Consider the following 23,374-nt stretch of genomic DNA (forward strand, 5'->3'; position numbering starts at 1 on the left):
CGGGCGACAGCCTTAAACCGTGCTGATCAGGTCCGAGACCGAGTTGACGATCTGGGTGGGACGGAACGGATAGGAATTGATGTCCTCGCGCTGCGTGATGCCGCTGAGGACCAGGACCGTGGTCAGCCCGGCCTCGATGCCGGCAATGATGTCCGTGTCCATCCGGTCACCGATCATGGCGGTGGTTTCCGAATGGGCGTCGATCTTACGCATCGCGGAGCGGAACATCATGGGATTGGGTTTGCCCACAATGTAGGGCTTCATGTTGGTGGCGGCGGTGATCAGGGCCGCGATCGCGCCGGTTGCGGGCAGGGGGCCCTCCGGCGACGGGCCGGTGACGTCCGGGTTGGTGGCAATGAAGCGTGCCCCGCCCATGATCAGGCGGATGGCCTTGGTGATGGTGCCGAAGGAGTACGTGCGGGTTTCGCCCAACACCACGTAGTCCGGATTGGTGTCCGTGAGGATCATTCCGGCCTCATGCAGCGCCGTCGTAAGCCCGGCCTCTCCCACCACGAAGCAGCGTCCCGGTACGCCGGCGTTTTTGACCTGGTCCTTCAGGAATTCGGCCGTGGCCAGCGCGGACGTCCACAGGTTTTCTTCGGGAATTTCCAGTCCGGAGGCGTGCAGCCGTGCGGCGAGGTCCCGCGGGGTGTAGATCGAGTTGTTGGTCAGGACCAGGAACCGCTTGGACGTGGCCACCCAGCGGTCAATGAGCTCGGCTGCGCCCGGAATGGGATTATTCTCGTGGACCAGGACACCGTCCATGTCCGTCAGCCAGCACTCAATGTTCTCGTTTTCGCCCACGCTGTTCCTTTTCTTGCCGTGCGGGGCCCCAGGTGTGCCCGGTTCCGCCGCCGCTCGCCCGTGATCTTCCGGGCCAGTCTTTCACCTTAAGCTTGAAGGGTGAAAGACAGCGCTGAACAATTGCCGGACCTGCCCGTTGAAACACCCGACACCGCACCGTTGCATCAGGTGGGCGTCGGCCCGTGGGAAGGACCGCTCCCGGAGGGCGACCACTGGGATCCGGAACTGCTGGCCAACGGCGATGTCCGCAACGTCGTGGATGAGTACCGCTACTGGAAACACGACGCAATCGTGGCGGATCTGGACACCAAGCGGCATCCGTTCCATGTCGCCATTGAAAACTGGCAGCACGACTTCAACATAGGCACCGTGGTCCGCACGGCCAACGCGTTCATGGCCAAGGAAGTGCACATCATTGGACGACGGCGCTGGAACCGCCGCGGCGCGATGGTCACCGACCGGTACCAGCATGTGCGGCACCACCCCACCGTCGAGGACTTCGTGCAGTGGGCTCACGGTGAAGGCCTGCGCATTATCGGGATCGACAACTTTCCGGATTCCGTGCCCCTGGAAACCTACGAGCTGCCTCAGAACTGTGTCCTGGTGTTCGGCCAGGAAGGACCCGGGCTCAGCCCGGAGGTGCATGCCGCCGCCGATGCCACCCTGTCCATTGCCCAGTTCGGCTCCACCCGGTCCATCAATGCAGGCTCCGCGGCGGCCATTGCCATGCATGGATGGATCAGGCGGCATGTGTTCGGCCAGACGGTGAACTGACCAATAACCGGAAAGGACCCGGCTCGTTGCGGCTCCTCGGTGCGTGATGCAGTGACACGGCCTGCTGCCGGAAGGATACTTATGGCTAGGATGTAGGAAGCCAATGAGGGCCCTGGCCCTGCCGTAGATCGACCTTTCACGAGGAGTCAGCATGCCTATTGCAACCCCTGAGATTTATGCCGAGATGATTGACCGTGCAAAGGCCGGGGGATTCGCGTATCCGGCAGTGAACGTCACCTCGTCCCAGACGCTGAATGCCGCCCTCGCCGGGTTCGCCGAGGCCGGGTCGGACGGCATCGTCCAGGTGTCCACCGGCGGCGCCGCCTACTGGTCCGGTGCCAAGATTAAGAACATGGTCACCGGTTCGCTGGCCTTCGCGGCGTATGCCCGCGAAGTGGCGAAGAGCTATGACGTGAACATTGCCCTGCACACGGACCACTGCCCCAAGGACAAGCTCGAGGATTTTGTGCTCCCCCTCCTCGCAGCCTCCGAAGCTGCGGTCAAGCGCGGAGAGGACCCCATCTTCAACTCCCACATGTGGGACGGCTCCGCGGAAACCCTCGAGGACAACCTCCGCATCGCCCAGGAACTGCTGGCCCGCACGCATGCCGCCAAGATGATCCTCGAGGTGGAAATCGGCACCGTGGGCGGTGAGGAAGACGGCGTGGAGAACGCCATCAACGAGAAGCTGTACACCACGGTGGCGGACGGCATGAAGACCATCGAGGCCCTCGGCGCCGGTGACAAGGGCCGTTACATCACGGCTCTCACCTTCGGCAACGTGCACGGCGTGTACAAGCCGGGCGGCGTGAAGCTGCGCCCGGAAATCCTCAAGGACATCCAGGACGCCGTGGGTGAATCCATTGGCCGCGAGCGCCCCTTCGACCTGGTCTTCCACGGCGGCTCGGGCTCCTCCGCACAGGAGATCGCGGACGCCGTTTCCTACGGCGTCGTGAAGATGAACATCGACACCGACACCCAGTACGCCTACACCCGCCCCGTTGTGGACCACATGTTCCGCAATTACGACGGCGTCCTGAAGGTCGACGGCGAAGTTGGCAACAAGAAGCAGTACGACCCCCGCGTGTGGGGTGCGTCGGCGGAAGCCGGCATGTCCGCCCGCGTGATCGAAGCAGCACAGAACCTAGGATCGGCAGGCAAGTCCCTCTAATGTCAGATGAATTCCGCAAGAACCTGCTCGGCCCCGAGCCCACGTACCTGCCCGAGGAGTCCGACGTCGTCGCCCGCCTTGAAGCCGGAGACGAAGCCGTGGACCTGGCAGCGAAGCACCCCACCTCCTCGCAGGTCTGGGCCATCTTGGCCGATGAGGCGTTCGATGAGGGACGGACCATTGAGTCCTACGCCTATGCGCGGGTTGGCTACCACCGCGGTCTGGACGCCCTGAGGCGCTCGGGCTGGCGCGGTGCCGGTCCCATCCCGTGGGAGCATGTGCCGAACCAGGGTTTCCTGCGTTCGCTGTACGCCCTGGGCCGGGCGGCGGCGGCCATTGGCGAGGCCGAGGAAGTGGACCGGATCACCAAGTTCCTGAATGAGTCGGATCCGCAGGCCAAGATTGCCATTGAGGGACGCGAGTCCTGATCCTGCGGTGATCTGCGGCAAGGGGCCGGGTGCCAGCTTCGGCTGGTGCCCGGCCTTTGGCGTGTCCGAGAGTATTGGGAGTCCCGGCAGGTCGGGTCACCAGCCGCCGGTGCCCGGTGCCCCCTTGAATGGGCCGGTGATGCGTCCGGTTATCCAGCCGCCGTAGAAGTCTCCGTCCTGCGCCTGGACCTCTTCGCCGTTCACCGTGCAGCGCTCCATCTTCCCCGGATACACCGCTGCCCGGGTTGCCAGCTGACCGTACCCGGAAACGGGATCGGGATAGGTCCACGCGGCCCGGTCTGCCCGTGCCTTTCCGCCGGTGACGTCGAAGTACGCCGCCTTGCCCTTGTACTCGCACCAGGTGGATCCGCTGACCGGAACCAACGCGTCCGGCGCAAAGTCCTCCAGGGGGATGTAGTACACCGGGGGATGGCTGGTTTCGAGCACGCGGACGGCTGACGTGGTGTCCGCGATCAGCTGCCCGCCCAGAAGAATCTGAATGTGCTCCGACGTCGGTTCAACCCGCGGTGGCCGGGGATAGTCCCACACGGATTCCGTGGTGCGCTCCGGCTCCCGATGCAGAGGGTGGTGTTCCATGATCGACCTTTCGTCTGCCGGCTGCAGCCGGCTCCGCCCGGGCTCGGATGTTCCGGGTTATCCCTTGCTTCGAAGCTGTGGATGTTCGGGATGGGTGCTTCGGCAAGCTCAGGAGGCAATCCGCGCATAGACAACGTAGTTGTCACCGAAGGTTCCGTTCTGGGGATCGTAACCGTCGCAGGTGATCAGACGGAGTTCAGGCCCGTCAGTGTTGCCGTAGACCTTCTCGGTGGGGAAGGTGTCCTTGGGATACTGCTCTCCGTACAGCACTGTGAAAACCGCGGTGGAACCGTCCTCACGCTGAACCTGAATCTCATCATTTGGCTGCAGTTCGCGCAGGTTCGCGAAGACCCCCGGTCCGCCATCGTCGGCGTTGACGTGCCCCAGGATCACTGCCGGTCCGGGGTCTCCGGGTTTTGGTGAATCTCGGTACCAGGCAGCGGGTGCTCCGGGGTTGCCGGGAGGCACTTCCAATGTGCCGTCTTCCCTCAGCCCCACCTGCATCAGGTCCGAACCTGCGGCAACGGACGGAAGCGTCAGGGTTCTGGGTCGTGCCGTGATCTCGCGGGCCGACTCAGGGCTTGGTGTTTCTGTTGGCTCGGAGGTGACGGTGCCACCGGTGGTCTGAGCGGGCGACGGCGGCAGCTGCCAGGACGACGCCGAGGGTTCCGGCGGCAACGCTTCGGCGCCGGGGCTGGTTCCGCATCCCGGGAGCAGCAAGCCGGCTGTAATGAACAGGCAGGCGGCGGCAGTTGCCCGAAGACTCCTGCCGCCGCCGATCTCAGGTGTCAGTCGGCTCATGAGTGATGGAACCTTATTCCGGCTGATCCTGGTCGCTCGGAACTAGGCATGGTTTTCGCTGCGGCGCCGAATGACGTAGGTTCCGGCCCCGGCGGCGGCCAGGATGAAGCCTCCGGCCAGGGCGACTGAACCGAAGTCCGTCCCCTTCTCCGTCGCCACACCGGCATCGACGCCGCCCTCGGGCATTGGCATCCCGGTGTCTGTCGGTGTGGGTGGCTGGGTTGGTTGCGTTTCGGGAACAGGTTTGCTGGGTGACGGTAGTTTTGTCACCCGGGTAGCCGGTGTTTTTACCTCCGCGGCACGCACATTAAATCGGGACAAAAGCCCGTCACGAAACAATGCTGGTAGTCACAGCCACTATTTGCGGTTTCGGCGGCACCGAGCTGAATCCGAAGCGAACCGGCGGATCAATGGGTGACAATCCGCCCAGATCCCGTCCATCCCAGCTGGCCAGGGCTCCGGTGAGGGACCGGATGGACCGGACGCCGTAGTACTCACGGCGTCCGCCGCCTGCCGATCCGGACGTCCGGACACCGCGCATCAGCAAGCCGGCCAAGGGACTGACGGCACCCAGCCAGCGCGGGTGCACGGCAACAGCGGGCGGAACACGCTCCAGCAGCTGACCAAGCAGCGTGCGCGGACCCAGATCCGCCCTCAGCCGAAGCGGCCCCGCACTGACAAGGAGTTGGTGTGCGGTGAGCCGGGCTTCGACGTCTGCCACGTCCACCGCATCAAAGGAATAGGTGCCGGACACGTAGTCCGCAATCTCCTGGCTGGGGGCCAGCAGCAGGCGTGACCCGGCGGCGTTCTCCGTCATGACATCCGTGAACGCACCAAACGGTGACTCCAGCCAATGGCCCACCACCATCCGGGTGCCGGAGGATGTTCCAATGCCGGCAATGAAGCCCCGAAAACGGTCCATCCGGTCACGCTACCCGGGTATCACCCGGCAGAATACCTCTTGTGGCGCCTTCAAAAGAGCAGAAGACCCACAATCGGCTAAACTTGGTAGGTAAGAGCCCCGCGACTCCGGCCAGACCCGGCGCACAGCCATTTCCGGTCCGGCTTGGGAGTTTAGGGGCGTTCTCATGCACGGAAGCGGATCGCGCCGTCGGCGTTTTCTCCCTTTCGTAACTAATGGGGGAGGATCCCATGCCCGCAATTGTCATCGTCGGCGCCCAGTGGGGCGACGAAGGTAAAGGTAAGGCCACTGACCTGCTCGGGGGCCGTGTCGACTACGTCGTCAAGCCCAACGGCGGAAACAACGCCGGCCACACCGTCGTCGTCGGCGGTGAAAAATACGAACTCAAGCTTCTGCCGGCCGGCATCCTGAGCCCCAACGCCATTCCGGTGATCGGCAACGGCTGCGTGGTGAACCTCGAGGCCCTCTTCACTGAAATTGACGGGCTGGAAGCACGCGGCGCGGACACCTCCAAGCTGCGCATCTCCGCCAACGCCCACCTGGTGGCCCCGTTCCACCAGGTGATGGACAAGGTCACCGAACGCTTCCTGGGCAAGCGTGCGATCGGCACCACCGGCCGCGGCATCGGCCCGGCCTACATGGACAAGGTGGCCCGCCTCGGCATCCGCGTCCAGGACATCTTCGACGAGTCCATCCTGCGCCAGAAGGTTGAAGGCTCCCTGCGCCAGAAGAACCAGCTGCTGGTCAAGGTCTACAACCGCCGCGACGTCGACGTCGAAGAGGTTGTCGAATACTTCCTGTCCTACGCGGACCGGCTGCGCCCCATGGTCATTGATTCCACCTTCGAACTGAACCGGGCGCTGGACGAGAACAAGGTTGTCCTGATGGAAGGCGGCCAGGCGACGTTCCTGGACGTGGACCACGGCACCTACCCGTTCGTGACGTCCTCCAATCCGACCGCCGGCGGCGCGTCAGTGGGTTCGGGCATCGGCCCCACCCGCATCACCCGCTCCGTGGGCATTATCAAGGCCTACACCACCCGCGTGGGTGCCGGTCCGTTCCCCACCGAGCTCTTCGACGACATGGGCCTGTACCTGCAGAAGACCGGCGGCGAGTTTGGCGTGAACACCGGCCGTCCCCGCCGCTGCGGCTGGTACGACGCCGTGCTGGCGCGCCACGCCTCGCGCGTGAACGGCTTCACGGACTACTTCGTCACGAAGCTGGATGTCCTCACCGGCATTGAGCAGATCCCCGTGTGCGTGGCCTACGACGTCGACGGCGTGCGTTTCGATGAAATGCCGATGACGCAGACCGACTTCCACCACGCGAAGCCGATCTTCGAGTACTTCGACGGCTGGACCGAGGACATCACCGGCGCCCGGACGCTGGATGACCTGCCCAAGAACGCCCGCGATTACGTGCTGGCCCTGGAAAAGATGTCCGGCACCCGGTTCTCGGCCATCGGCGTCGGCCCCGACCGCGACCAGACCATCGTGGTGCGGGACCTGATTTCCGAATAGTCCTGCCCGGAGGGAAAGCCCCGCAGCCCACGGCCGCGGGGCTTTCCTGCGCCCGGAGGCACTTTTGCCGCGGCGCCCCGGCCGGCCAGTACCGTGTGCCGCACCGCGACAGCCGCGACGGATCCCGCGAAGGCTAAAGCAGAGCCGCTGGTTTTCCCGGCGCTAGTCCCGGGCAGAGAGAATGCAGAACTCGTTGCCCTCCGGATCAGCGAGCACCACCCAGGACACATCAGGACCTTGCCCAACGTCGGCGCGGACAGCGCCCAGCGCGAGCAGGCGCTCCACTTCCTCCTCCTGGGTACAGCCATCAGGCACCAGGTCCATGTGCAGCGGGTTCTTGGCCTGCTTCTTCTCCGCAACGGGGACTATGTCCATGGGCGGGCCCGCCACTCCGTCCGCAGGGGCGATGGTAAGGCAGCCGTCCCACTCCTCGGCAACCTGCTCATAGCCAAGGGCTGAGGCCCAAAACCGCGCCGAAGCGGGGACGTCGACGGCGTCGAGAACCAGCGAAGAAAACCTGTTGGCCATTGGGATGCTCCTTCGGAAGCGACGAGTTTGGAAAGACCCTAGCAGTCCCCAAAAAGCAGTACACAGGGCACGGCGGCGGGAACGGGGCGAATCCGGCCGGGCGGGAACACGCCTACCAGCGGTGCCGGGCCTCCTCGATCCAGCCGCCCAGTCCGTCCAGGGAGTAGCTGGTGCCGTCCGGCGTGCGCGCCGTGCCCGTCCAACTGCCAAAGGCCTGCCAGATCTCCGAGGTAATGACACCCAGCTTGGTGGCGGACTCCCTGCGGTGGAAGGGCGTGAGCACGGCGTCGATCCACGGGCCGTGCACCGTCCACGTGGACGCCGGGTCCGAGAGGTCGTAAGTGAACTCCAGCTCGCCGTCGTAATGGTGGAGCCGGCCGTCCACGATCAGGGCGTTCTCGGTGGCCGGGGTGCCGGCCGTCCATTGACCGCCGATCTGCAGGCCAATCCGGGTGCCGTCCACAACGCCGGATCCGGCGCCCCAGGTCCAGGTGGTCCGGTACGGCCACCTGCCGCGGCCGCGGTCCAGCACGGCAAAGGCGCCCTCGCCCACGGTGAAGGTCTTGCCGTCCACGGTGACGGTGCCGGAAACGCTGCGGGCCACGTCCTTGAGCGTGTACTGGAAGCGGTTCTCGGACCAGGGCACCACCACGCCCAGCACATCGCCCTCGGCCGGTGCATAGAGGTCCACCTCCACCCGCGGGGAACGGGCACGCAGGTGGGTGCCGCCGTCGTCGTCGTGGAAGCGCAGCGAGACACCGCCCGCCGACCCCAGCGCCGTCAGCGGCGGGAGGGTGTCCGGCAGCTGGATGTCGGCCGCGGAGGGCAGGATCTTCAGCGGCTCAATGCTGATTTCCTTGCCGGTGGCCCGGTCCAGGACGTAGATCTGCAGGCTGGCGGCGTAGCCGAGGTTCACGATGGTCATGCCCAGTGCCAGCTCGGGCGTGAGCACGCCCCAGTATTCCCAGCGCTTGGTCCGCAGCCGGGACGCAGGGCCGCCCGGCAGTGGAGTGCGGTGCAGGGGAGAGCGTGAGTAGCCCACAGCGCCGGGGTTGAGGGTTCCGCGGGCGGTGGTGAGGTCCGTCGGCAGCGTGAGTTCATCCATGCGGCCCAAGTCTAGGCGGCTGCAGCGGAGCCTGTTGCAGATCTACCCGGGCGCGTCCCGCGATCCGGGCGTAGCGTGGGTGGTGTTCCGGAGAGAAAGGCAATGATCATGAGCACCACCGCCACCGCCGCAGTCCTGCGCGGCACCAATCAGCCGTTTGAACTCACTGAAGTGACACTCGACGATCCCCGGCCTGATGAAGTCCTGGTGCGCGTTGTCGCCAGCGGCGTCTGCGGCACCGATCTGGGCGTGCAGGCAGGTCACATCCCGTTTCCCTTGCCCGGAGTGCTGGGCCACGAAGGGGCAGGCATCGTGGAAGCGGTGGGAGAAGCGGTGACCTCCGTCCAGCCCGGAGACCATGTGCTGCTGACGTTCACCAGTTGCGGGATCTGCCGCAACTGCCGCAGCGGGCACCCTGCCTACTGCGTGGAGTTCCTGCCCCGGAACCTGCTCGGCGGCGAACGCGCGGACGGCAGCACCACCATCACCGAAAACGGCGCCGACCTGCACGGGCATTTTTTCGCGCAGTCATCCTTTGCGAACCTGGTGCTGGCCGACGAGCGCGGTGTCACGAAGGTGGATCCGGCGGCAGACCTCTCCCTGCTGGCACCGCTGGGCTGCGGCATCCAAACCGGTGCCGGAGCGGTGCTGAATGTCCTGAAGCCCGAACCCGGATCGGTTCTGGCGGTCTTCGGAGCCGGACCCGTGGGCCTGGCGGCAGTCATGGCGGCAGCACTGTCTCCGGCCACCAGGATTGTGGTCATGGATCTGGTGGACTCCCGCCTGGAACTGGCAAAGGAACTGGGTGCCACTGACGTAGTGAATTCCGGCAGCACTGACGCGGCGGAGATGCTGATGGAACTGACCGGGGGGCTGGGTGTGACGCATGCACTGGAGACCACCGGCAGCGTCCGGGTGGCTGAAACCGCTGCGTCGGTGCTGGCGCCCATGGGCAAGCTCGGCCTGATCGGAGCGCCGGCAGCGGGCAGCACCATGAGCCTGGACGTGAATTTCATGCTCAACGGCCGGCAGGTTCTGGGCATCACCGAAGGCGACTCGAACCCGCAGCTCTTTCTCCCGGCGCTGGTGGACCTGGTGCAGCAGGGCCGGTTTCCGCTCGACAAGATGATCACCCGGTACTCGTTCAAGGACATCAATGACGCCGCGGCTGCAGCCAAAAGCGGCAGCGTCTTGAAGCCCGTGCTGCACTTCGAAGACCTGGTCTAGGCTGGGGGAGAAACTTCAGCCCAGAAAAAGGCGGTGCCGCACAATGTTGGTGAGCGTAGGTCAGTTCAGTCCCGCGGGCGACGTCGGGACGAACCTCGCGGTGATGCGCTCGCTGGCCGCTACGGCCAAGGAGGACGGTTCCGAGCTGATTGTCTTTCCCGAGGAATCCATGTTCAGCGTGGGCAAGGTGGACGGTCCGCTGGCCGCGGCCGTGGACGCCGGCTGGTCCACCTTCGTCCAGCAGCTGTCGCTGCTGGCAGCGGAACTGGGCATCGCCGTCGTTGCCGGCGGTTATGAGTCCAGCGGCGAAGAGCGTCCCTACAACACCCTCGTGCTGATCGATTCCACCGGCCGGATCGTGGACACCTACCGCAAGCTGCACCTCTACGACGCGTTCAGCTACTCCGAATCCACCCGGATCAAACCGGGCGACGGCGGCGTCAAGGTGGTTGACCTCAACGGCATCAAGGTGGGCCTTATGACCTGCTATGACATCCGCTTTCCCGAGCTGGCCCGCGCCCTGACCGACAAAGGCGCGGACTTGCTGGCCGTTCCGGCCGCGTGGTTCAAGGGTGAGCACAAGATCGAACACTGGGAAACCCTGCTCAAGGCCCGCGCCATTGAAAACACGGTGTGGGTGGCTGCCGCGGGCACTTCCAGCCGCCACACGGTGGGGCATTCGGTGATCCTCGACCCCATGGGAGTGCCGCAGGCCTTCCTCGATGACGAACCCGAGGCCGTGGTCACCGCGGAAATCACCCGAAAACGAATAGATGACGTGCGTGAGTTCCTGCCGGTGTTGAAGAACCGCCGGTTTGCCGCCAACGAACAGATAAATTCCGCCGGGTAGGTACGCCGAAAAGAAATAAAGAAAGTTTCGAGTGGGGCGTAACCTTTTGTCGCTCCGTTGCGATTACTCTCTTGGAACGGCCGCACCGAGGCTTATCCCCCCAACGAGCCCCGGTGCGGCCGTTTCGCTGTGCCTGCAGGATAGGATGTGATACGCCCATCCTTCCGCGAGGGAAAGACCGAGCCTTGGCCACAACCCTGACAGAGGAGATCCTTTCCGCTGCGCGTGGGGGAGAGCCTCAGTCGCTGAGAGAGGTTTACGAGTCACTCGCGCCTTCGATTCTGGCGTATCTCACCGGCAAGGGCTGTGACGATCCGGAAGCGCTTTGCCAAGAGGTCTTTCTGACCCTATTCGGCAAGTTGAAGAATCTCACTGGCGGAATCAGCGGATTGCGGACCTTTGCTTTTTCCGTCGCCCATGCCCGCATGGTCGACGATGTCCGGCGGCGGGAGCGGCAACCCGTGTTGGCGCAGTTCGATCCCCAGGCCGATGCCCGGTTGAGTTCATCCGCTGAAGAAACCGTCCTGGGATCAGGCCCCGGCGTGGCAGCGATGCTCGACGGCCTGCCTGCCCGTCAAAAAGAAGTGCTGCTGCTGCGCGTCGTGGCGGACCTTTCGATTGAAGAAGCGGCCAAAATCATGGGCAGCACCGCCGGGGCCGTCAAGCAATTGCAGACCCGGGCTTTGAGAACCCTGAAGGACCGGATGGAACGAGAGGAGGTGCCCGATCATGAACGAATTGCCTGAGCATGACGACGTCATGATCCGGCGGCTCCTGAAGGAATCGGGAGTCGACGAAAGCCCTGAACTGTTGGAGGGGCTGCGGAGGCTGCGGTCCTTCACCGCCACCCCGGCGCCGGTTCCAGTCGGAGAGCTGGCCGAGCTGCTGTCGGAAACAGCGCAGGACCTGTCCAAGCGGCCGCCGCACCGCCATCGGGGCCTCATCCTGAGCTTTACGCTGGCTGCTGCCATGGCTGCGGGAGCAACGGGGGTGGCTGCCAGCACCGCCACCGGCCTGCGCCTGACCAGCGAATCCCCCGCCCCGGCCGAGGTGCGTGAAGCAGCTCCGGTGCAGGAAGACAACGGAACGGACGCGGAATCGGACATGATTCCCGGCTCCGAAACTCCGGCCGCTCCGGAGGTTGCTTCCCCGGAAACAGTGTCTCCCGAGGAGACGGCCGCCGCGTCGGAACCCCAGACTGAAGCGGACACTGCGCCGGATAACGCGGACGCCAACCTCCCGGCTCCGCCCGCGCCGCCCGCTGACCTCTCCGGTCCGGCAGCTCCGGACGGCAGCGTCCCGGCCCCGTCCGCCGGCGCTGCGCCCGATCCTGTGCCTCAGCCAGTCCACCCGGAGGAAGCCGACTGCGAGCACGGCGACGGGGAGCCTGGTGCTCCAGCACACCGCGGAAAGCCCGAACTTCCGGAAAGTCCCGGCCGGGACCGTGGAGCCGGCGACACCAACCGCAGTCACGCTGGAGAATTTGGTCGCGGAGGAGAACCAGGTCGTGACACCGGGGACGACCCCCGTCACGGCGGTGGCGAGAACGCCGGCAACCACCCCCGCCAGGAGTTCTCAGAAGGAAACCGTGCGTCCGGCAGGCCCTAAACGGTCAGCTGACGCTTCGAGGAGATGACTCCGGTGTTGAATCCGGCCAGATTCAATCCGCCATGGAAGCGGGCGTGCTCGATTTTCACGCAACGGTCCATCACCACGTCCAGCCCGGCGGCTTCCGCGTCGCGGGCCACTTCCTCGTGCCAGGACCCCAGCTGCAGCCACAGCGTTTTCGCTCCAACGGCAATGCTCTCCTGCAGCACGGAGGGCAGGTCATCATGGCGGCGGAACACATCCACGATGTCCGGGACTTCCGGCAGGTCAGCCAGCGACGCGTAGACGGGCCGACCCAGGATCTCCTTGGCCACCGGATTCACAAAGTACACCGTGTACGGCGACGATGAGAGCAGATAGGTTGCCACGAAATAGGACGCCCGTGACGGTTTATCCGAGGCACCCACAATCGCAATCGACCTTGCCCGGCGCAGCAGCGCCAGCCTCTCCGGAGCGCTCGGGCTCTCCCAGGTGCGCGGTGCGGCAGCTTCAGCGGACATGTTCGGACTCCTCAAGTTCACGGACAGAATCGGGTACAACGGCAATCGAAAGGGCCTGGTCCAGGTCCCAGAGAATGTCCTCCAGGTCCTCGAGGCCAACCGAAATCCGGACTAGATCTTCAGCCACTCCGGCGGCGGTGAGCTGCTCCGAAGAGAGCTGTCCGTGCGTGGTGGATCCTGGATGAATGACCAGGGTCCGTGAATCGCCCACGTTGGCCAGATGCGAGGCCAGCTGCAGGGCCTCAATGAAGGTCTTGCCGGCCTCCCGGCCGCCGCGCACACCGAAGCTGAAGACCGAGCCCGGGCCCTTGGGCAGGTACTTCCGGGCACGGTCAAAGTGCGGATGGGAGGGCAGGCCCGCATAGCTGACCCAGGACACCCGCTCATCGGCTTCGAGCCATTCAGCCACGGCCTGCGCGTTTTTGAGGTGCTCGTCCAGGCGCTGCGGGAGGGTTTCCACCCCCTGCAGCAGTGCAAATGCCGAGGTTGCGCTCAGGGAGGGACCGATGTCCCGGAGCTGTTCCGAGCGCAGCTTCGTCAGGAACCCGTATTCGCCGAAGTTCCCCCACCAGGAGATGTTGCCGTAGCTGGCCACCGGTTCGGTCATCGCCGGGAACTTTCCGTTGCCCCAGTTGAACTTTCCGGATTCGACGACGACGCCGCCCAGAGTGGTGCCATGCCCGCCCAGGAACTTGGTGGCGGAGTGGATCACAATGTCCGCGCCGTGCTCAAACGGCCGCACCAGGTACGGCGTGCTTAGGGTGGCGTCCAGGATCAGCGGCACACCGGCGTCGTGCGCCACTTTGGCCAGCCCGGCAATGTCGGTGACCTCGCCGCTGGGGTTGGCGACCACCTCGGCGTAGACGGCCTTGGTATTCTCCCGAATGGCCGCGGCATAGTCGGCCGGATCGGTGCCGGCCACGAAGGTGGTGTCGATCCCGAACCGTCGCAGGGTCACGTCCAGCTGGGTGACGGTGCCGCCGTAGAGCTGCGCGGCCGCCACAATGTGGTCACCGGCGCCGCACAGCGCGGCGAAGGTGACAAATTCCGCGGACATGCCCGACGCCGTCGCCACCGCTCCGATGCCGCCCTCCAGAGACGCGATGCGCTCCTCGAAGGCCGCCACCGTGGGGTTGCCGATCCGGGAATAGATGTTGCCGTACTTCTGCAGCGAGAACAGGTTTGCGGCGTCGTCGGTGTCCTTGAAAACAAAGGACGTGGACTGGTAGATGGGCACGGCACGGGCGCCGTGCGTGGCGTCGGGGGTGCCGCCGGCGTGCAGGGCACGGGTACGGAAGCCGAACTGGCGATCACTCATGAAATGAGTGCTCCTTCCTGGTGTGCCGCCGCAAAGCGGCGGGTGGATCGTTGCAAGTAGAGGGCGGCGGACGAACAATGGGGAACAGGACTGCAAGGCTGGGCAGGACCGCAGATCCGAGACGGACAGCGGCGGGGGAGCCGGACGGCACGACGAAGGGCAAGATCCCAATGGACCAATACGTGGTTGTCATCGAGACCGGCTACAAAGTTGCCGCCGCAACACACAAGGTCACCGCAACAGATCCGATGCCGCAGGTGGAGGCGAACCGGCTGTTCCTGGAACTGCTGGAGGGCATGCACGCTGACCTGCTGCCGGCCAAGGCGGACACCACCATGCTGGAGGTTTCCGCCACGGAATTTGTGCGCATCCACCGCCTGATGGGCGGAGTGGTGGTGCTGGACCGGGTGACTCTGGCCCGCGTTCACTGACCCGCCCCGCGGCGGCGCGCTTCGCACACATTCTCGATGTCCGCGATGCACGGTTCATTCTGCAGGCTGGTGGTGTCGCCCAGTTGCGTGCCCTCGAAGAGCTGGGTCAGCAGCCGGCGCATGATTTTCCCGGACCGGGTCTTGGGAACATCAGGAACCACGACGACGGCGGCCGGCTTGGCGATCGGTCCGATCTGGCGGGCGATATGTTGCCGAAGCTCCGCCGTGACCAGCCGGGCGAAATCCGGGTCAGGTGCGGTCGTCGGTTCAGTTCCCGCGGCGGGCGCCGCGGAGGACAGCACGACAAACGCGGCAATGGCATGTCCGGTCTTCGGATCCGCGACCGGGCAGACACCGGCTTCGGTGACCCAGGGGTGGGACACCAGGGCTGACTCGATCTCGATTGTGGAGAGCCGGTGCCCGGAGACGTTGAGGACGTCGTCGGTGCGCCCCAGGATCCAAGTGTCGCCGTCGTCGTCGTATTTGGCGCCGTCCCCGGCGAGGAACCAGCCCTGCCGCGCGTACTGCCGCCAGTAGGAAGCCAGGTAGCGCTGCTGATCGCCCCAGACGGTGCGGGCCATGGCCGGACCGGTCTTGTCCACCACGATGAACCCCTGGGTGTTTGGGGGCACGGGGTTTCCACCCTCGTCCACAATCCGGGTGGACACCCCGGGCAGGGCGCGGGAGGCGCAGCCGGGTTTGAAACCGGTGTCGGTGGGACGCGGGGAGAGGATGGTGGCGCCGGTTTCGGACTGCCACCAGGTGTCAATCACGGGCACTTCACCGCGGCCGAGCTGCTCGCGCATCCACCGCCACGCCTCGGGATTCACCGCCTCGCCCACGGTGCCAAGCAGCCGGATGGAGGAGAGATCCCAGGTGTCCGGCACGCCGTCCGGGAACCAGCCCATCAGCGACCGGACCAGCGTGGGAGCGGTGTAGTAGCTGGTGACTTTGTAGCGTTCGATGATTTCGAAGTGGCGTCCCGGATGCGGGGTGTTCGGGGTGCCTTCGAAGATCACCTGTGTGGCACCGTTGGAGAGCGGCCCGTAGATTTCGTAGGTGTGCGCGGTGACCCAGGCCAGGTCCGCGGTGCACCAGTGAACGTCCGCTTCCCGTGCACGTTCGTCCGGGTTCGCGAAAAGGAACTCGTAGCTCCAGGACGCCTGGGTCAGGTAACCGCCCATGGTGTGTACGAGGCCTTTGGGACGTCCGGTGGTTCCGGACGTGTACATGATGAACAGCGGCGTTTCGGCGTCGAAGGCCTCGGCTGCGTGGACGTCGGAGGCGGTGTCCACGGTCTCGTGCCACCAGAGGTCGCGGCCCTCGGTCCAGGCGATGTCGCACCCGGTGCGGCGGACCACCAGGACGTGTTCGACGGCGTTGGTCCCGGCGACCGCGGCATCGGCGTTGTCCTTGACCGGCACGGCGGTGCCGCGGCGGAACTGGCCGTCGGTGGTGACCAGCAGCTTGGCGCCGGTGTCCTCGACCCGGAATTTCAGGGCTTCGGCGGAGAAGCCGCCGAACACCAGGGAGTGGACGGCGCCGATCCGGGCACACGCCAGCGTGATGACGATGGTTTCCACGATGACCGGCAGGTAGATGACCACGCGGTCACCTTTGCCGATGCCCAGGTTCAGCAGTGCGTTCGCGGCGCGGCAGACCTCGCGCTGCAGATCCGCATAGGTGACGGTGCGCCGGTCACCGGGCTCGCCCTCAAAGTGCAGGGCCACCTTGTCCCCGCGGCCGGCGGCAACGTGGCGGTCCACGCAGTTCACGGCCACGTTCAGGGTTCCGCCGGCGAACCACTCGATGGCCGGGACGCTGTAGTCGGCGTCGGACTCCGGGATCTCCGGTCCGCTCAGCCGCTGCGGCGGGGTAAACGTATGCGCGGTGTGCCAGGGCTGCTCCCACTGCAGCTGCCTGGCTGCGGCTTCCCAGAACGCGATCCGCTCGGTTTCGGCGGTTGGGTCCGCAGTAAGAGTGGATGTCAGGCCCATTTTGCCACCGCCCATTTTTCCGCCAGGCCGAGCAAAGCATCGGTGATCTTGCCGATGACGGCCAGCAGCACGATGGCCAGCAGCAGACGGTCCGTGCGCCCGTTGTTCTGCGAATCGATCAGCAGGAATCCCAGACCCATGGACGATGCAATAAGTTCAGCGGCAACCAGGAACAGCCAGGCCTGTGCCAGTGCCAACCGCAGGCCGGAGAACACCGCCGGCACGACGGCGGGCAGCTGCACCGTTCTCAGTAGCTTCAGCCCGTTGAGTCCAAAGGCGCGGGCAGCCTCCACCAGGTTCCGGTCCACGTGGCGCAGCGCCAGGGACACGGTGGTGAACACGGGAAAAAACGCGCCGATGGCAATCAGGGTGATCTTCGAATCCTCGCCGATCTTCAGCCACAGGATCAGCAGCGGCACCCAGGCCAGGGACGGCACCGCGCGCAGCGCGCCGATCATCGGACCCAGCAGGACTTCCGCCAGCCGGGACAGCCCCAGCACCGCGCCCAGCGCTAGGCCCAGCAGGGCGCCGATGGCAAAGCCGACCAGCACCCGCTGGGTGGAAATGGCAACGTGCAGGCCAAGCTGTCCACGGCCGATCAGGTCAACCGCCGCGGTGTAGACGGCCGACGGCGAAGGCAGCTGGACCGGGCTGAAGATCCCGGCCGCCGTGGTGATCTGCCAGGCGGCCAGTACCAGGGCGGGAACCACCAGGCCCAGACCCGCGCGGGTCCAGCGACTGGTCAGGATGGTGCCGGCCGGCGCTGTATTCCCGGCACCGGCGCTCGCGGATGCCGGGGTCTTCAGGACCGAACTCATTGTGCATCCGAAATGGACTCGGGATCAGCGGACTTCACGAAGGAGTCATCGAACAGGCCGTCCAGTGCCTTGTCCACGGCGTCCTGGCCGGCCACGTCTCCGGTTTCCACCAGTGTGGGGCCGATTTTCTCCAGCACGCTGCGCTGGGCCTCACCCGGGGCGGGGTCCACGTCGAGGTTGCTGCGTTCCAGCACCACGGTCTGGGCCACTGCCAGGTCCAGGCCGGCAACATCGGCCAGGATCTGCGCCGTTTCCTCCGGGTTTTCAGCAGCCCACGCGCGGGCCTTCTCATATGCGTTGACCACGGCCTGGGCCAGTTCCGGATCCTCTGTCAGGAAGGATTCGTTGGCGGCAAGGATGCCGTAGGTGTTGAAGTCCAGGTTGCGGTGGATCAACCGGGCACCGTTTTGTTCGGCACCCGCCATGATCGGGTCCAGCCCTGCCCAGGCATCCACTGATCCGTTTTCCAGGGCGCTCCGGCCATCCGCGTGCTGCAGTTGCTCAACGGTGACGTCCTCCAGAGTCAGGCCGGCCTCCTCCAGCGCCTGCACCAGGAAGAAGTAGGGGTCGGTGCCCTTGGTTGCGGCGACCGACTTGCCCTTGAGGTCCGCTACCGAGGTGATGGCGGAGTCGGCGCCCACCGCCAGGGCCGCCCATTCCGGCTGGGAGAAAATGTCGATGGCCTTGATCGGGGATCCGTTGGCGCGGTTCAGCAGGGCTGCGGACCCTGCGGTGGAACCGACATCGATTGCCCCGGAGCGCAGGTTCTCATTGGCCTTGTTGGAGCCGGCGGACTGCACCCACTCCACCGTGACGCCGTCGTCGGCCAGGGCGGATTCCAGCCAACCCTGGTCCTTGATGATCAGGCTCAGCGGGTTGTAGGTGGCGAAATCGAGCGTGAGGGTTCCGCCGTCGGCTGCGCCTGCGTTGGCGGCGGCATCGGAATCCTCGCCTGCCACGCACCCGGTCAGCAGCAGGGAAGCCGCGGCGGCAACGGCGGCCAGGGTTCTAAGGGTGGTGCGGGCGGGGCGGGAACTGTGGGAACGGCTGTTCATGGGAGTTCTTTCTGAAGAGTTGGCTGCGAATAGTCGCGGTTCAGGCGCAAAAGGGGCGCAGAACTGCTGATGGAGCGGCCCCAAGCAAGGAGGGGGCGACGCCGGGGAGGAGCGGCTTAGTGGCGATCGACGCCGAGGCGGGCCAGGAGTTCGCCGCGCATTCGGGCCAGCTCCGCCGAGGCGCGGTCTCGTGGACGCGGGCCGGGCACGGTGATGGTCTCGGTGATGGCGGCCCCGGTAACACCGGGTTCCTTGCCCAGGATGATGATGCGGTCGGCCAGTTGGAGGGCCTCATCCACGTCATGGGTCACCAGCAGTACCGTGGTGGGGCTGGCGCGGTGCACCGCGAGCAGCAGGTCCTGCATCTTGAGTCGGGTCAAAGCATCGAGCGCGCCGAACGGCTCATCCAGCAGCAGCACCCCGGGGGTTCGTGCCAGGGCCCGAGCCAGGGAAGCGCGCTGCGCCATACCTCCGGAGACTGCCCGCGGCCGGTGCTTGGCAAACGCCGCCAGTTCCACCAGCTCCAGGAGTTCGGCCACTTTGGCCTTACCGTTTTTAGCGCTCATGCTCTTGGGCAGGCCCATGGCAATGTTGGCCTGCAGAGTTTGCCAAGGCAACAGCCGCGGTTCCTGGAACGCGACGGCGCACCGGTCATCGATGCCGCGGACCGGTGTTCCGTCGATGCGGACTTCTCCGGTCGTTGGAGCATCCAGGCCGGCGGCGGCGCGCAGGAGCGTGGACTTTCCGCAGCCGCTGGAGCCCAGAATGGCCAGGACCTCACCGGCGTGAATGTCAAAGGTTATGTCCCGCAGCACCTGATGAGTTTCACTGCCGGAGCCGAAGGCGCGGCCCAGCGAGGAAAAGGTGACGGGCAGTGCGGAGCCGGCGGTGCGCCCGTGGGGCGGCGCGGCGGCAGGGGACTGTGAAGCCAGAGCGGTCATGTTAACTCTCCATCGGTCCTGGCAGTAGCACCCTACGGATAACACCTTGGGCCGTTGCGGGCCTCCTGCGGTGCTGTCCTCGCTATTGCCGTTCCTCAAGGAGGAGGGACGGCAACCAGGGTTGCTGCGGCTTCACTGATCCAGGTCTCTCAGCCGCTCGGGATGGTCAAGTGCAACTAAACGCTCGATTGCGGAAAGCGGCAAGTCCCCTGCGTAATATTTCGACGCCGCCTTCACCGCAGGCACCTGGGCCGCCGTCTGCCGTTACGCTCCGTGACGGCTACGGCTTGCCCGCTGATCAGCGCTGTGCGAATACTGGAGCCGAAGGATCATGAGTCCCAACGCAAAGCTCTGGCTGGTTGGGCGGCAACCCTCTTTCCGTAGCGGGGTGCCCCAGATGAGGATCCGGCCGTGTCGCGTCCGCGAACGGCAAGTACGGCGCTCCTTCGCAGGTGCGTCCCGTTTCCGAAGGATGTCCCCGTGGCCAGCCTGCCCAGCCAATCCGACCAGTCCAGCCAGTCCGAGCCGGTCGAACAGCTCGACCAGCGCACCCCGCGGCAGATCCGGTTCAACGCCTTCGACATGAACTGCGTGGGCCACCAGTCGCCCGGACTCTGGCGCCACCCTGAAGACCGCTCGGCTGACTACACCAAGCTCAGCTACTGGACGCATCTGGCCCGGACCTGCGAACGCGGCCTGTTCGACGGAATCTTCATTGCCGATGTCCTGGGCACCTATGACGTCTACGGGTCCTCCAACGATGCCACCCTTCGCCAGGGCACCCAGGTGCCGGTGAATGACCCGCTGCTGCTGGTCTCCGCCATGGCCCTGGTCACCGAACACCTCGGCTTCGGCGTCACGGCCGGCACCGCGTATGAGCACCCCTACCCGTTTGCCCGGCGCCTCTCCACCCTGGACCACCTCACCAACGGCCGGGTCGGCTGGAACGTGGTGACCGGGTATCTGCCCTCGGCGGCACGCAACATGGGTGCCGAAGACCAACTGGAGCACGACGAGCGCTACAACCACGCCGATGAATATCTTGAGGTGGTTTACAAGCTGCTTGAAGGATCCTGGGAGGACGACGCCGTTGTCCGGGACCGGGAGACCGGCGTGTTCACCGATCCGGCGAAGGTCCACGACATCAACCACGAGGGCAAGTACTTCAAGGTCCCGGGCATTCACATCAGCGAGCCCTCGCCGCAGCGCACTCCGGTGATCTACCAGGCCGGTGCCTCACCGAGGGGCATCGCCTTTGCTGCCGGGAACGCCGAAGCAGTGTTTGTCGGCGCGTCCACGGTGGAGAAGCTCAAGGAAACCGTCACCAAAATCCGCGACGCCGCCGAGGCCGCCGGCCGGGACCGGCACTCCATCCGGATTTACACCCTGCTGACCATCATCACGGCCGCAACAACGGAGGAAGCCGAAGCCAAGCACCTGGACTACCAGAGCTACATCAGCGACGAGGGCGCCCTCGCCCTGATGTCCGGCTGGATGGGAGTTGATCTCTCCACCTACGAACTCGACCAGCCGCTGGGCGCCGTGAAATCCAATGCCATCCAGTCCGCGGCCGCCAACTTCCAGAAAGTAAAGGACGACGGCGAACCCTGGACGGTGCGGGACATCGCCGAGAGCGCCGGCATTGGGGGCCTGGGCCCGAGGCTGGTCGGATCCGGTGCGGAGGTGGCCGAGGAGCTGATCCGTTGGGTGGAGGAGACCGACGTCGACGGCTTTAACCTGGCCTACGCCGTTACTCCGGGCACGTTCGAGGATGTGGTGGAATTCGTGGTTCCCGAGCTGCAGAAGCGCGGGGCATATCCCACGGAGTACGCTCCCGGGACCCTGCGGAATAAGCTCTTCGGTGCCGGGGACAAGCTGCCGGAAAACCACCGCGGCGCGTCCTTCCGGCTGCAGAAGGCTGGTTCGGTGCGGAGCCATTGACCGGGGACGGACCGCCTCTTTACGTTTGAAGGGTCCGCGCAGCGCCCCTTCAGCGAGCAGGAGTCCGCCATGGAACCCTCACCCAGTGCCACCGGCATGGCCCTTTCCGCAGACGGCACCCGCATTGCCTGGTCCCGGCAGGGTGACGGACCGCCGCTGGTGATCGTGGATCCGTTGACCGCCGACCGCAACAGCTCCAGCACCCGTGCGCTGGCCGAGCTGCTTTCGAGCAATCACACCGTCTACACCTATGACCGCCGGGGGCTGGGTGAAAGCGGCGTCGGTGAGGAGTACACGGCGGAATCCGACGTCGATGACCTGCTGGCGGTGGTGCAGGTGGCCGGTGGAACCGCTGACCTTTACGGCTTCGCTTCGGGTGCCTTCCTGGCGCTGCGCGCTGCCGAGGAATCCGCGGTGATTACGCGCGTCGTTGCCCTGGAACCGACGCTGGCCCTGAACGAGGGCGACGACGAGATGCTGGTCCTGCAGACTGAACTGGAAGGACTCGGCGGCGTCCAGGTTCCGGTGCTGGTGCTGGCCGGGAACGCCAGCGGCGACGAGACGCAGGACCTCGCACGCCAGGCCGCCGATGCCTTGGAAGAAGGAGAGTTCCAGCTGCTGGAAGGAAGCAGTGTCAGTGTGCCGGAGGAAGCCCTTGCTGAGGCAATCGAGTCTTTCCTGAGCTGAGCCGAGGCACAGCGGCGGGCGTAAGCTGGAGCCCGATCCAGCACCCCACCAAAGGACGGCCGATGCCACACGTCAATGACTCCGCAGTTGTCGAATCCCTCCTGAGCAACAGGGGTGCCCGCTGGGCGGTGGTGGGACTGTCCAACAATCCGCGCCGCACCGCCGTCGGGGTGTCCCGCTACATCCAGGACCACCTGGGCATGGAAATCATTCCGGTCAGCCTCAAGGGCGACGACGTCCACGGCAACACGGGTTACCGGCGGCTCAGCGAGGTTCCCGGGCAGATCGACGTGGTCGACTGCTTTGTAAACTCGTCCCGTGTCGGGGACATCGTGGACCAGGCCATCGAAGCGGGCGCCAAAGCCGTCTGGCTGCAGCTGGGCGTCATCGACGAGGCGGCTGCGCAGCGTGCGGCCGACGCCGGATTGGACGTGGTCATGGACACCTGTCCGGTCATCGAGGCGCCCGGCTTCGGCCTGTAACCGGCTACAGCTTGGCGAACCGGGCGCGCAGGATCCCGGTGTACAACCCGTAACAGATCATTCCCGCGCCCACGGCTCCCAGCGCCAGCCCGCCGAAGGGCTGCTCGCGCAGGGCGTGGAGTGCGCCGTCGAGCCCGGTGGACTTCTCCGGGGCGGCCGTGAAAGCGGCCACCATCACCAGGATGCCCAGGATAGCCAGGGACACTCCCTTGGCGACAAAGCCCAGCGTGCCGGTAATGGTGACGGCGCGGTCCCAGGTGCCCGCCGGGATCGCCGACAAATCCTTGCGGAAACGTCCGGTGGCGCCCTTGAAAATGAAATATCCGCCAACAACGACGATGCCGAGTCCCACCAGGCCCAGCAGGACGGCGCCCGCCGGCTGAGCCATCAGCTTGGCGCTCCAGCCTGCGGAACTCTCGCCGCTGTCCGTGCCGCCGCCCAAGGCAACGGTGCCGAAGGATACGCCGATCGCACCGTAGGTGATGGCCTGGGTGGCCGCGGAGCCGCGCACTTTCCAGGCGTCTTTGCCCTGCAGTCCGCGGCCGTCCAGCCAGACGCGCGATGCCTGGAATAATGCGAGGGCAAGGCAGCCCAGGAAACAGATCCAGAGCAGGATCAGTCCGCCGGGCTGGGCAGCCAGGGCAGCGACGGCTCCGGAGGAATCCGCACTGCCGCCGCTGCCGGAGGCGATCTGCAGGGCAATCACGCCGATCAGCAGGTGCAGCACTCCGCTGGCGACGTATCCAACGCGCGCGGCCCGCTCAAATCCCTGTGAATCCGCCGCTTTTTCTGCGGCCGAAGCGAGCCGGTCCCCATGTCCTGTGTGAGCCAAAACTGTCCTCCGTCAGGTGAGCACACGTGCGGTGTGT

At 65.6% G+C, this 23,374-nt stretch carries 26 protein-coding genes and 1 riboswitch; of the genes, 12 read left to right on the plus strand and 14 right to left on the minus strand.

Annotation, left to right across the window (positions count from 1 at the left end):
• Positions 1 to 12: 12 nt before the first annotated feature.
• Entirely contained in the window at positions 13 to 765 is a 753-nt protein-coding gene (locus MUG94_RS00810) for an HAD-IIA family hydrolase (protein WP_227891138.1), read from the minus strand.
• A gap of 159 nt (positions 766 to 924) precedes the next feature.
• Between MUG94_RS00810 and MUG94_RS00815 the strand changes: the two genes are divergently transcribed.
• The 3 genes from MUG94_RS00815 to MUG94_RS00825 all read left to right on the plus strand — a co-directional run bounded on the left by MUG94_RS00815 (position 925) and on the right by MUG94_RS00825 (position 3,177).
• Positions 925 to 1,578, plus strand: a complete 654-nt coding sequence (locus MUG94_RS00815; RefSeq protein ID WP_227891139.1) for a TrmH family RNA methyltransferase — start codon at positions 925 to 927, stop codon at positions 1,576 to 1,578.
• A gap of 151 nt (positions 1,579 to 1,729) precedes the next feature.
• Positions 1,730 to 2,749 (plus strand): class II fructose-bisphosphate aldolase, encoded by a 1,020-nt coding sequence (fbaA, locus tag MUG94_RS00820; protein WP_227907533.1) that lies wholly within the window; start codon positions 1,730 to 1,732, stop codon positions 2,747 to 2,749.
• Positions 2,749 to 3,177, plus strand: coding sequence for a DUF3151 domain-containing protein (locus MUG94_RS00825; RefSeq protein WP_104053616.1), 429 nt, complete (start codon positions 2,749 to 2,751; stop codon positions 3,175 to 3,177). Before fbaA ends, MUG94_RS00825 begins: the two co-directional genes overlap by 1 nt.
• 96 nt (positions 3,178 to 3,273) lie before the next feature.
• Here the strand turns inward: MUG94_RS00825 and MUG94_RS00830 are convergent, their stop codons facing one another.
• The 4 genes from MUG94_RS00830 to MUG94_RS00845 all read right to left on the minus strand — a co-directional run bounded on the left by MUG94_RS00830 (position 3,274) and on the right by MUG94_RS00845 (position 5,497).
• The gene (locus MUG94_RS00830; protein WP_227907536.1) at positions 3,274 to 3,774 is read right to left on the minus strand and encodes a DUF427 domain-containing protein; all 501 of its coding nucleotides are present in this window, start codon (positions 3,772 to 3,774) and stop codon (positions 3,274 to 3,276) included.
• Positions 3,775 to 3,882: 108 nt separating this feature from the next.
• Positions 3,883 to 4,575, minus strand: coding sequence for a sortase domain-containing protein (locus MUG94_RS00835; protein ID WP_227907537.1), 693 nt, complete (start codon positions 4,573 to 4,575; stop codon positions 3,883 to 3,885).
• Positions 4,576 to 4,617: 42 nt separating this feature from the next.
• A complete protein-coding gene (locus MUG94_RS00840) occupies positions 4,618 to 4,767 on the minus strand; it encodes a GVDTG sorting domain-containing protein (protein WP_227907538.1) in 150 nt (49 codons plus the stop codon).
• Positions 4,768 to 4,903: 136 nt separating this feature from the next.
• On the minus strand, positions 4,904 to 5,497 hold the full coding sequence (locus tag MUG94_RS00845) for a hypothetical protein (protein ID WP_227907539.1): 594 nt from the start codon (positions 5,495 to 5,497) through the stop codon (positions 4,904 to 4,906).
• Between the two features lie 230 nt (positions 5,498 to 5,727).
• Between MUG94_RS00845 and MUG94_RS00850 the strand changes: the two genes are divergently transcribed.
• Positions 5,728 to 7,017, plus strand: coding sequence for an adenylosuccinate synthase (locus MUG94_RS00850; RefSeq protein WP_227891080.1), 1,290 nt, complete (start codon positions 5,728 to 5,730; stop codon positions 7,015 to 7,017).
• A 162-nt stretch (positions 7,018 to 7,179) separates the two neighbouring features.
• Here the strand turns inward: MUG94_RS00850 and MUG94_RS00855 are convergent, their stop codons facing one another.
• On the minus strand, positions 7,180 to 7,545 hold the full coding sequence (locus MUG94_RS00855) for a VOC family protein (RefSeq protein ID WP_227891081.1): 366 nt from the start codon (positions 7,543 to 7,545) through the stop codon (positions 7,180 to 7,182).
• Positions 7,546 to 7,657: 112 nt separating this feature from the next.
• Positions 7,658 to 8,650, minus strand: a complete 993-nt coding sequence (locus MUG94_RS00860) for a DUF2804 domain-containing protein (protein ID WP_227907540.1) — start codon at positions 8,648 to 8,650, stop codon at positions 7,658 to 7,660.
• Positions 8,651 to 8,758: 108 nt separating this feature from the next.
• Here MUG94_RS00860 and MUG94_RS00865 point away from each other — a divergent pair, with 108 nt between their 5' ends.
• The 4 genes from MUG94_RS00865 to MUG94_RS00880 all read left to right on the plus strand — a co-directional run bounded on the left by MUG94_RS00865 (position 8,759) and on the right by MUG94_RS00880 (position 12,335).
• Complete coding sequence (locus MUG94_RS00865; protein WP_227907541.1) at positions 8,759 to 9,877, plus strand: NAD(P)-dependent alcohol dehydrogenase; 1,119 nt, start codon at positions 8,759 to 8,761, stop codon at positions 9,875 to 9,877.
• Between the two features lie 43 nt (positions 9,878 to 9,920).
• Positions 9,921 to 10,727, plus strand: a complete 807-nt coding sequence (locus tag MUG94_RS00870; protein WP_227891084.1) for a carbon-nitrogen hydrolase family protein — start codon at positions 9,921 to 9,923, stop codon at positions 10,725 to 10,727.
• Between the two features lie 185 nt (positions 10,728 to 10,912).
• A complete protein-coding gene (locus MUG94_RS00875; RefSeq protein WP_227907542.1) occupies positions 10,913 to 11,473 on the plus strand; it encodes an RNA polymerase sigma factor in 561 nt (186 codons plus the stop codon).
• On the plus strand, positions 11,457 to 12,335 hold the full coding sequence (locus MUG94_RS00880) for a hypothetical protein (protein WP_227891086.1): 879 nt from the start codon (positions 11,457 to 11,459) through the stop codon (positions 12,333 to 12,335). Before MUG94_RS00875 ends, MUG94_RS00880 begins: the two co-directional genes overlap by 17 nt.
• Here the strand turns inward: MUG94_RS00880 and MUG94_RS00885 are convergent.
• Both MUG94_RS00885 and MUG94_RS00890 read right to left on the minus strand, forming a co-directional pair.
• Positions 12,332 to 12,835 carry a CoA-binding protein gene (locus MUG94_RS00885; protein ID WP_227891087.1) on the minus strand — a complete coding sequence of 168 codons (504 nt, stop codon included), beginning with the start codon at positions 12,833 to 12,835 and terminating at the stop codon, positions 12,332 to 12,334. The two genes, MUG94_RS00880 and MUG94_RS00885, sit on opposite strands and share 4 nt — an antisense overlap.
• On the minus strand, positions 12,825 to 14,153 hold the full coding sequence (locus MUG94_RS00890; RefSeq protein ID WP_227891088.1) for an O-acetylhomoserine aminocarboxypropyltransferase/cysteine synthase family protein: 1,329 nt from the start codon (positions 14,151 to 14,153) through the stop codon (positions 12,825 to 12,827). Before MUG94_RS00890 ends, MUG94_RS00885 begins: the two co-directional genes overlap by 11 nt.
• Before the next feature lie 170 nt (positions 14,154 to 14,323).
• Between MUG94_RS00890 and MUG94_RS00895 the strand changes: the two genes are divergently transcribed.
• A complete protein-coding gene (locus MUG94_RS00895) occupies positions 14,324 to 14,584 on the plus strand; it encodes a hypothetical protein (RefSeq protein ID WP_227907543.1) in 261 nt (86 codons plus the stop codon).
• Here MUG94_RS00895 and acs read toward each other — a convergent pair.
• The 4 genes from acs to MUG94_RS00915 all read right to left on the minus strand — a co-directional run bounded on the left by acs (position 14,578) and on the right by MUG94_RS00915 (position 19,395).
• On the minus strand, positions 14,578 to 16,581 hold the full coding sequence (gene acs, locus MUG94_RS00900; RefSeq protein ID WP_227907544.1) for an acetate--CoA ligase: 2,004 nt from the start codon (positions 16,579 to 16,581) through the stop codon (positions 14,578 to 14,580). The two genes, MUG94_RS00895 and acs, sit on opposite strands and share 7 nt — an antisense overlap.
• Positions 16,572 to 17,399, minus strand: coding sequence for an ABC transporter permease (locus MUG94_RS00905; protein ID WP_227891091.1), 828 nt, complete (start codon positions 17,397 to 17,399; stop codon positions 16,572 to 16,574). The genes acs and MUG94_RS00905 overlap by 10 nt, the downstream gene beginning before the upstream one ends.
• Positions 17,396 to 18,454: an aliphatic sulfonate ABC transporter substrate-binding protein gene (locus MUG94_RS00910; protein ID WP_227891092.1), complete on the minus strand. Its 1,059-nt coding sequence runs from the start codon at positions 18,452 to 18,454 to the stop codon at positions 17,396 to 17,398. Before MUG94_RS00910 ends, MUG94_RS00905 begins: the two co-directional genes overlap by 4 nt.
• Positions 18,455 to 18,570: 116 nt before the next feature.
• Entirely contained in the window at positions 18,571 to 19,395 is an 825-nt protein-coding gene (locus MUG94_RS00915; RefSeq protein ID WP_227891093.1) for an ABC transporter ATP-binding protein, read from the minus strand.
• Between the two features lie 327 nt (positions 19,396 to 19,722).
• Positions 19,723 to 19,837: riboswitch (SAM riboswitch) on the plus strand.
• A gap of 119 nt (positions 19,838 to 19,956) precedes the next feature.
• On the opposite strand from MUG94_RS00915, the gene MUG94_RS00920 reads away from it, so the two are divergent.
• From MUG94_RS00920 to MUG94_RS00930, 3 genes are all read left to right on the plus strand, one after another.
• The gene (locus MUG94_RS00920) at positions 19,957 to 21,336 is read left to right on the plus strand and encodes an LLM class flavin-dependent oxidoreductase (RefSeq protein ID WP_279324703.1); all 1,380 of its coding nucleotides are present in this window, start codon (positions 19,957 to 19,959) and stop codon (positions 21,334 to 21,336) included.
• Positions 21,337 to 21,405: 69 nt separating this feature from the next.
• The gene (locus MUG94_RS00925) at positions 21,406 to 22,023 is read left to right on the plus strand and encodes an alpha/beta fold hydrolase (RefSeq protein ID WP_227891094.1); all 618 of its coding nucleotides are present in this window, start codon (positions 21,406 to 21,408) and stop codon (positions 22,021 to 22,023) included.
• 62 nt (positions 22,024 to 22,085) lie between these two features.
• Positions 22,086 to 22,505: a CoA-binding protein gene (locus MUG94_RS00930; RefSeq protein WP_227891095.1), complete on the plus strand. Its 420-nt coding sequence runs from the start codon at positions 22,086 to 22,088 to the stop codon at positions 22,503 to 22,505.
• A gap of 4 nt (positions 22,506 to 22,509) precedes the next feature.
• Here MUG94_RS00930 and MUG94_RS00935 read toward each other — a convergent pair whose 3' ends face one another.
• A complete protein-coding gene (locus tag MUG94_RS00935) occupies positions 22,510 to 23,337 on the minus strand; it encodes a DUF1206 domain-containing protein (RefSeq protein WP_227891096.1) in 828 nt (275 codons plus the stop codon).
• Positions 23,338 to 23,374: the final 37 nt, after the last annotated feature.

The sequence above is a fragment of the Arthrobacter gengyunqii genome (assembly GCF_023022985.1).
Classification (GTDB): domain Bacteria; phylum Actinomycetota; class Actinomycetes; order Actinomycetales; family Micrococcaceae; genus Arthrobacter_B; species Arthrobacter_B gengyunqii.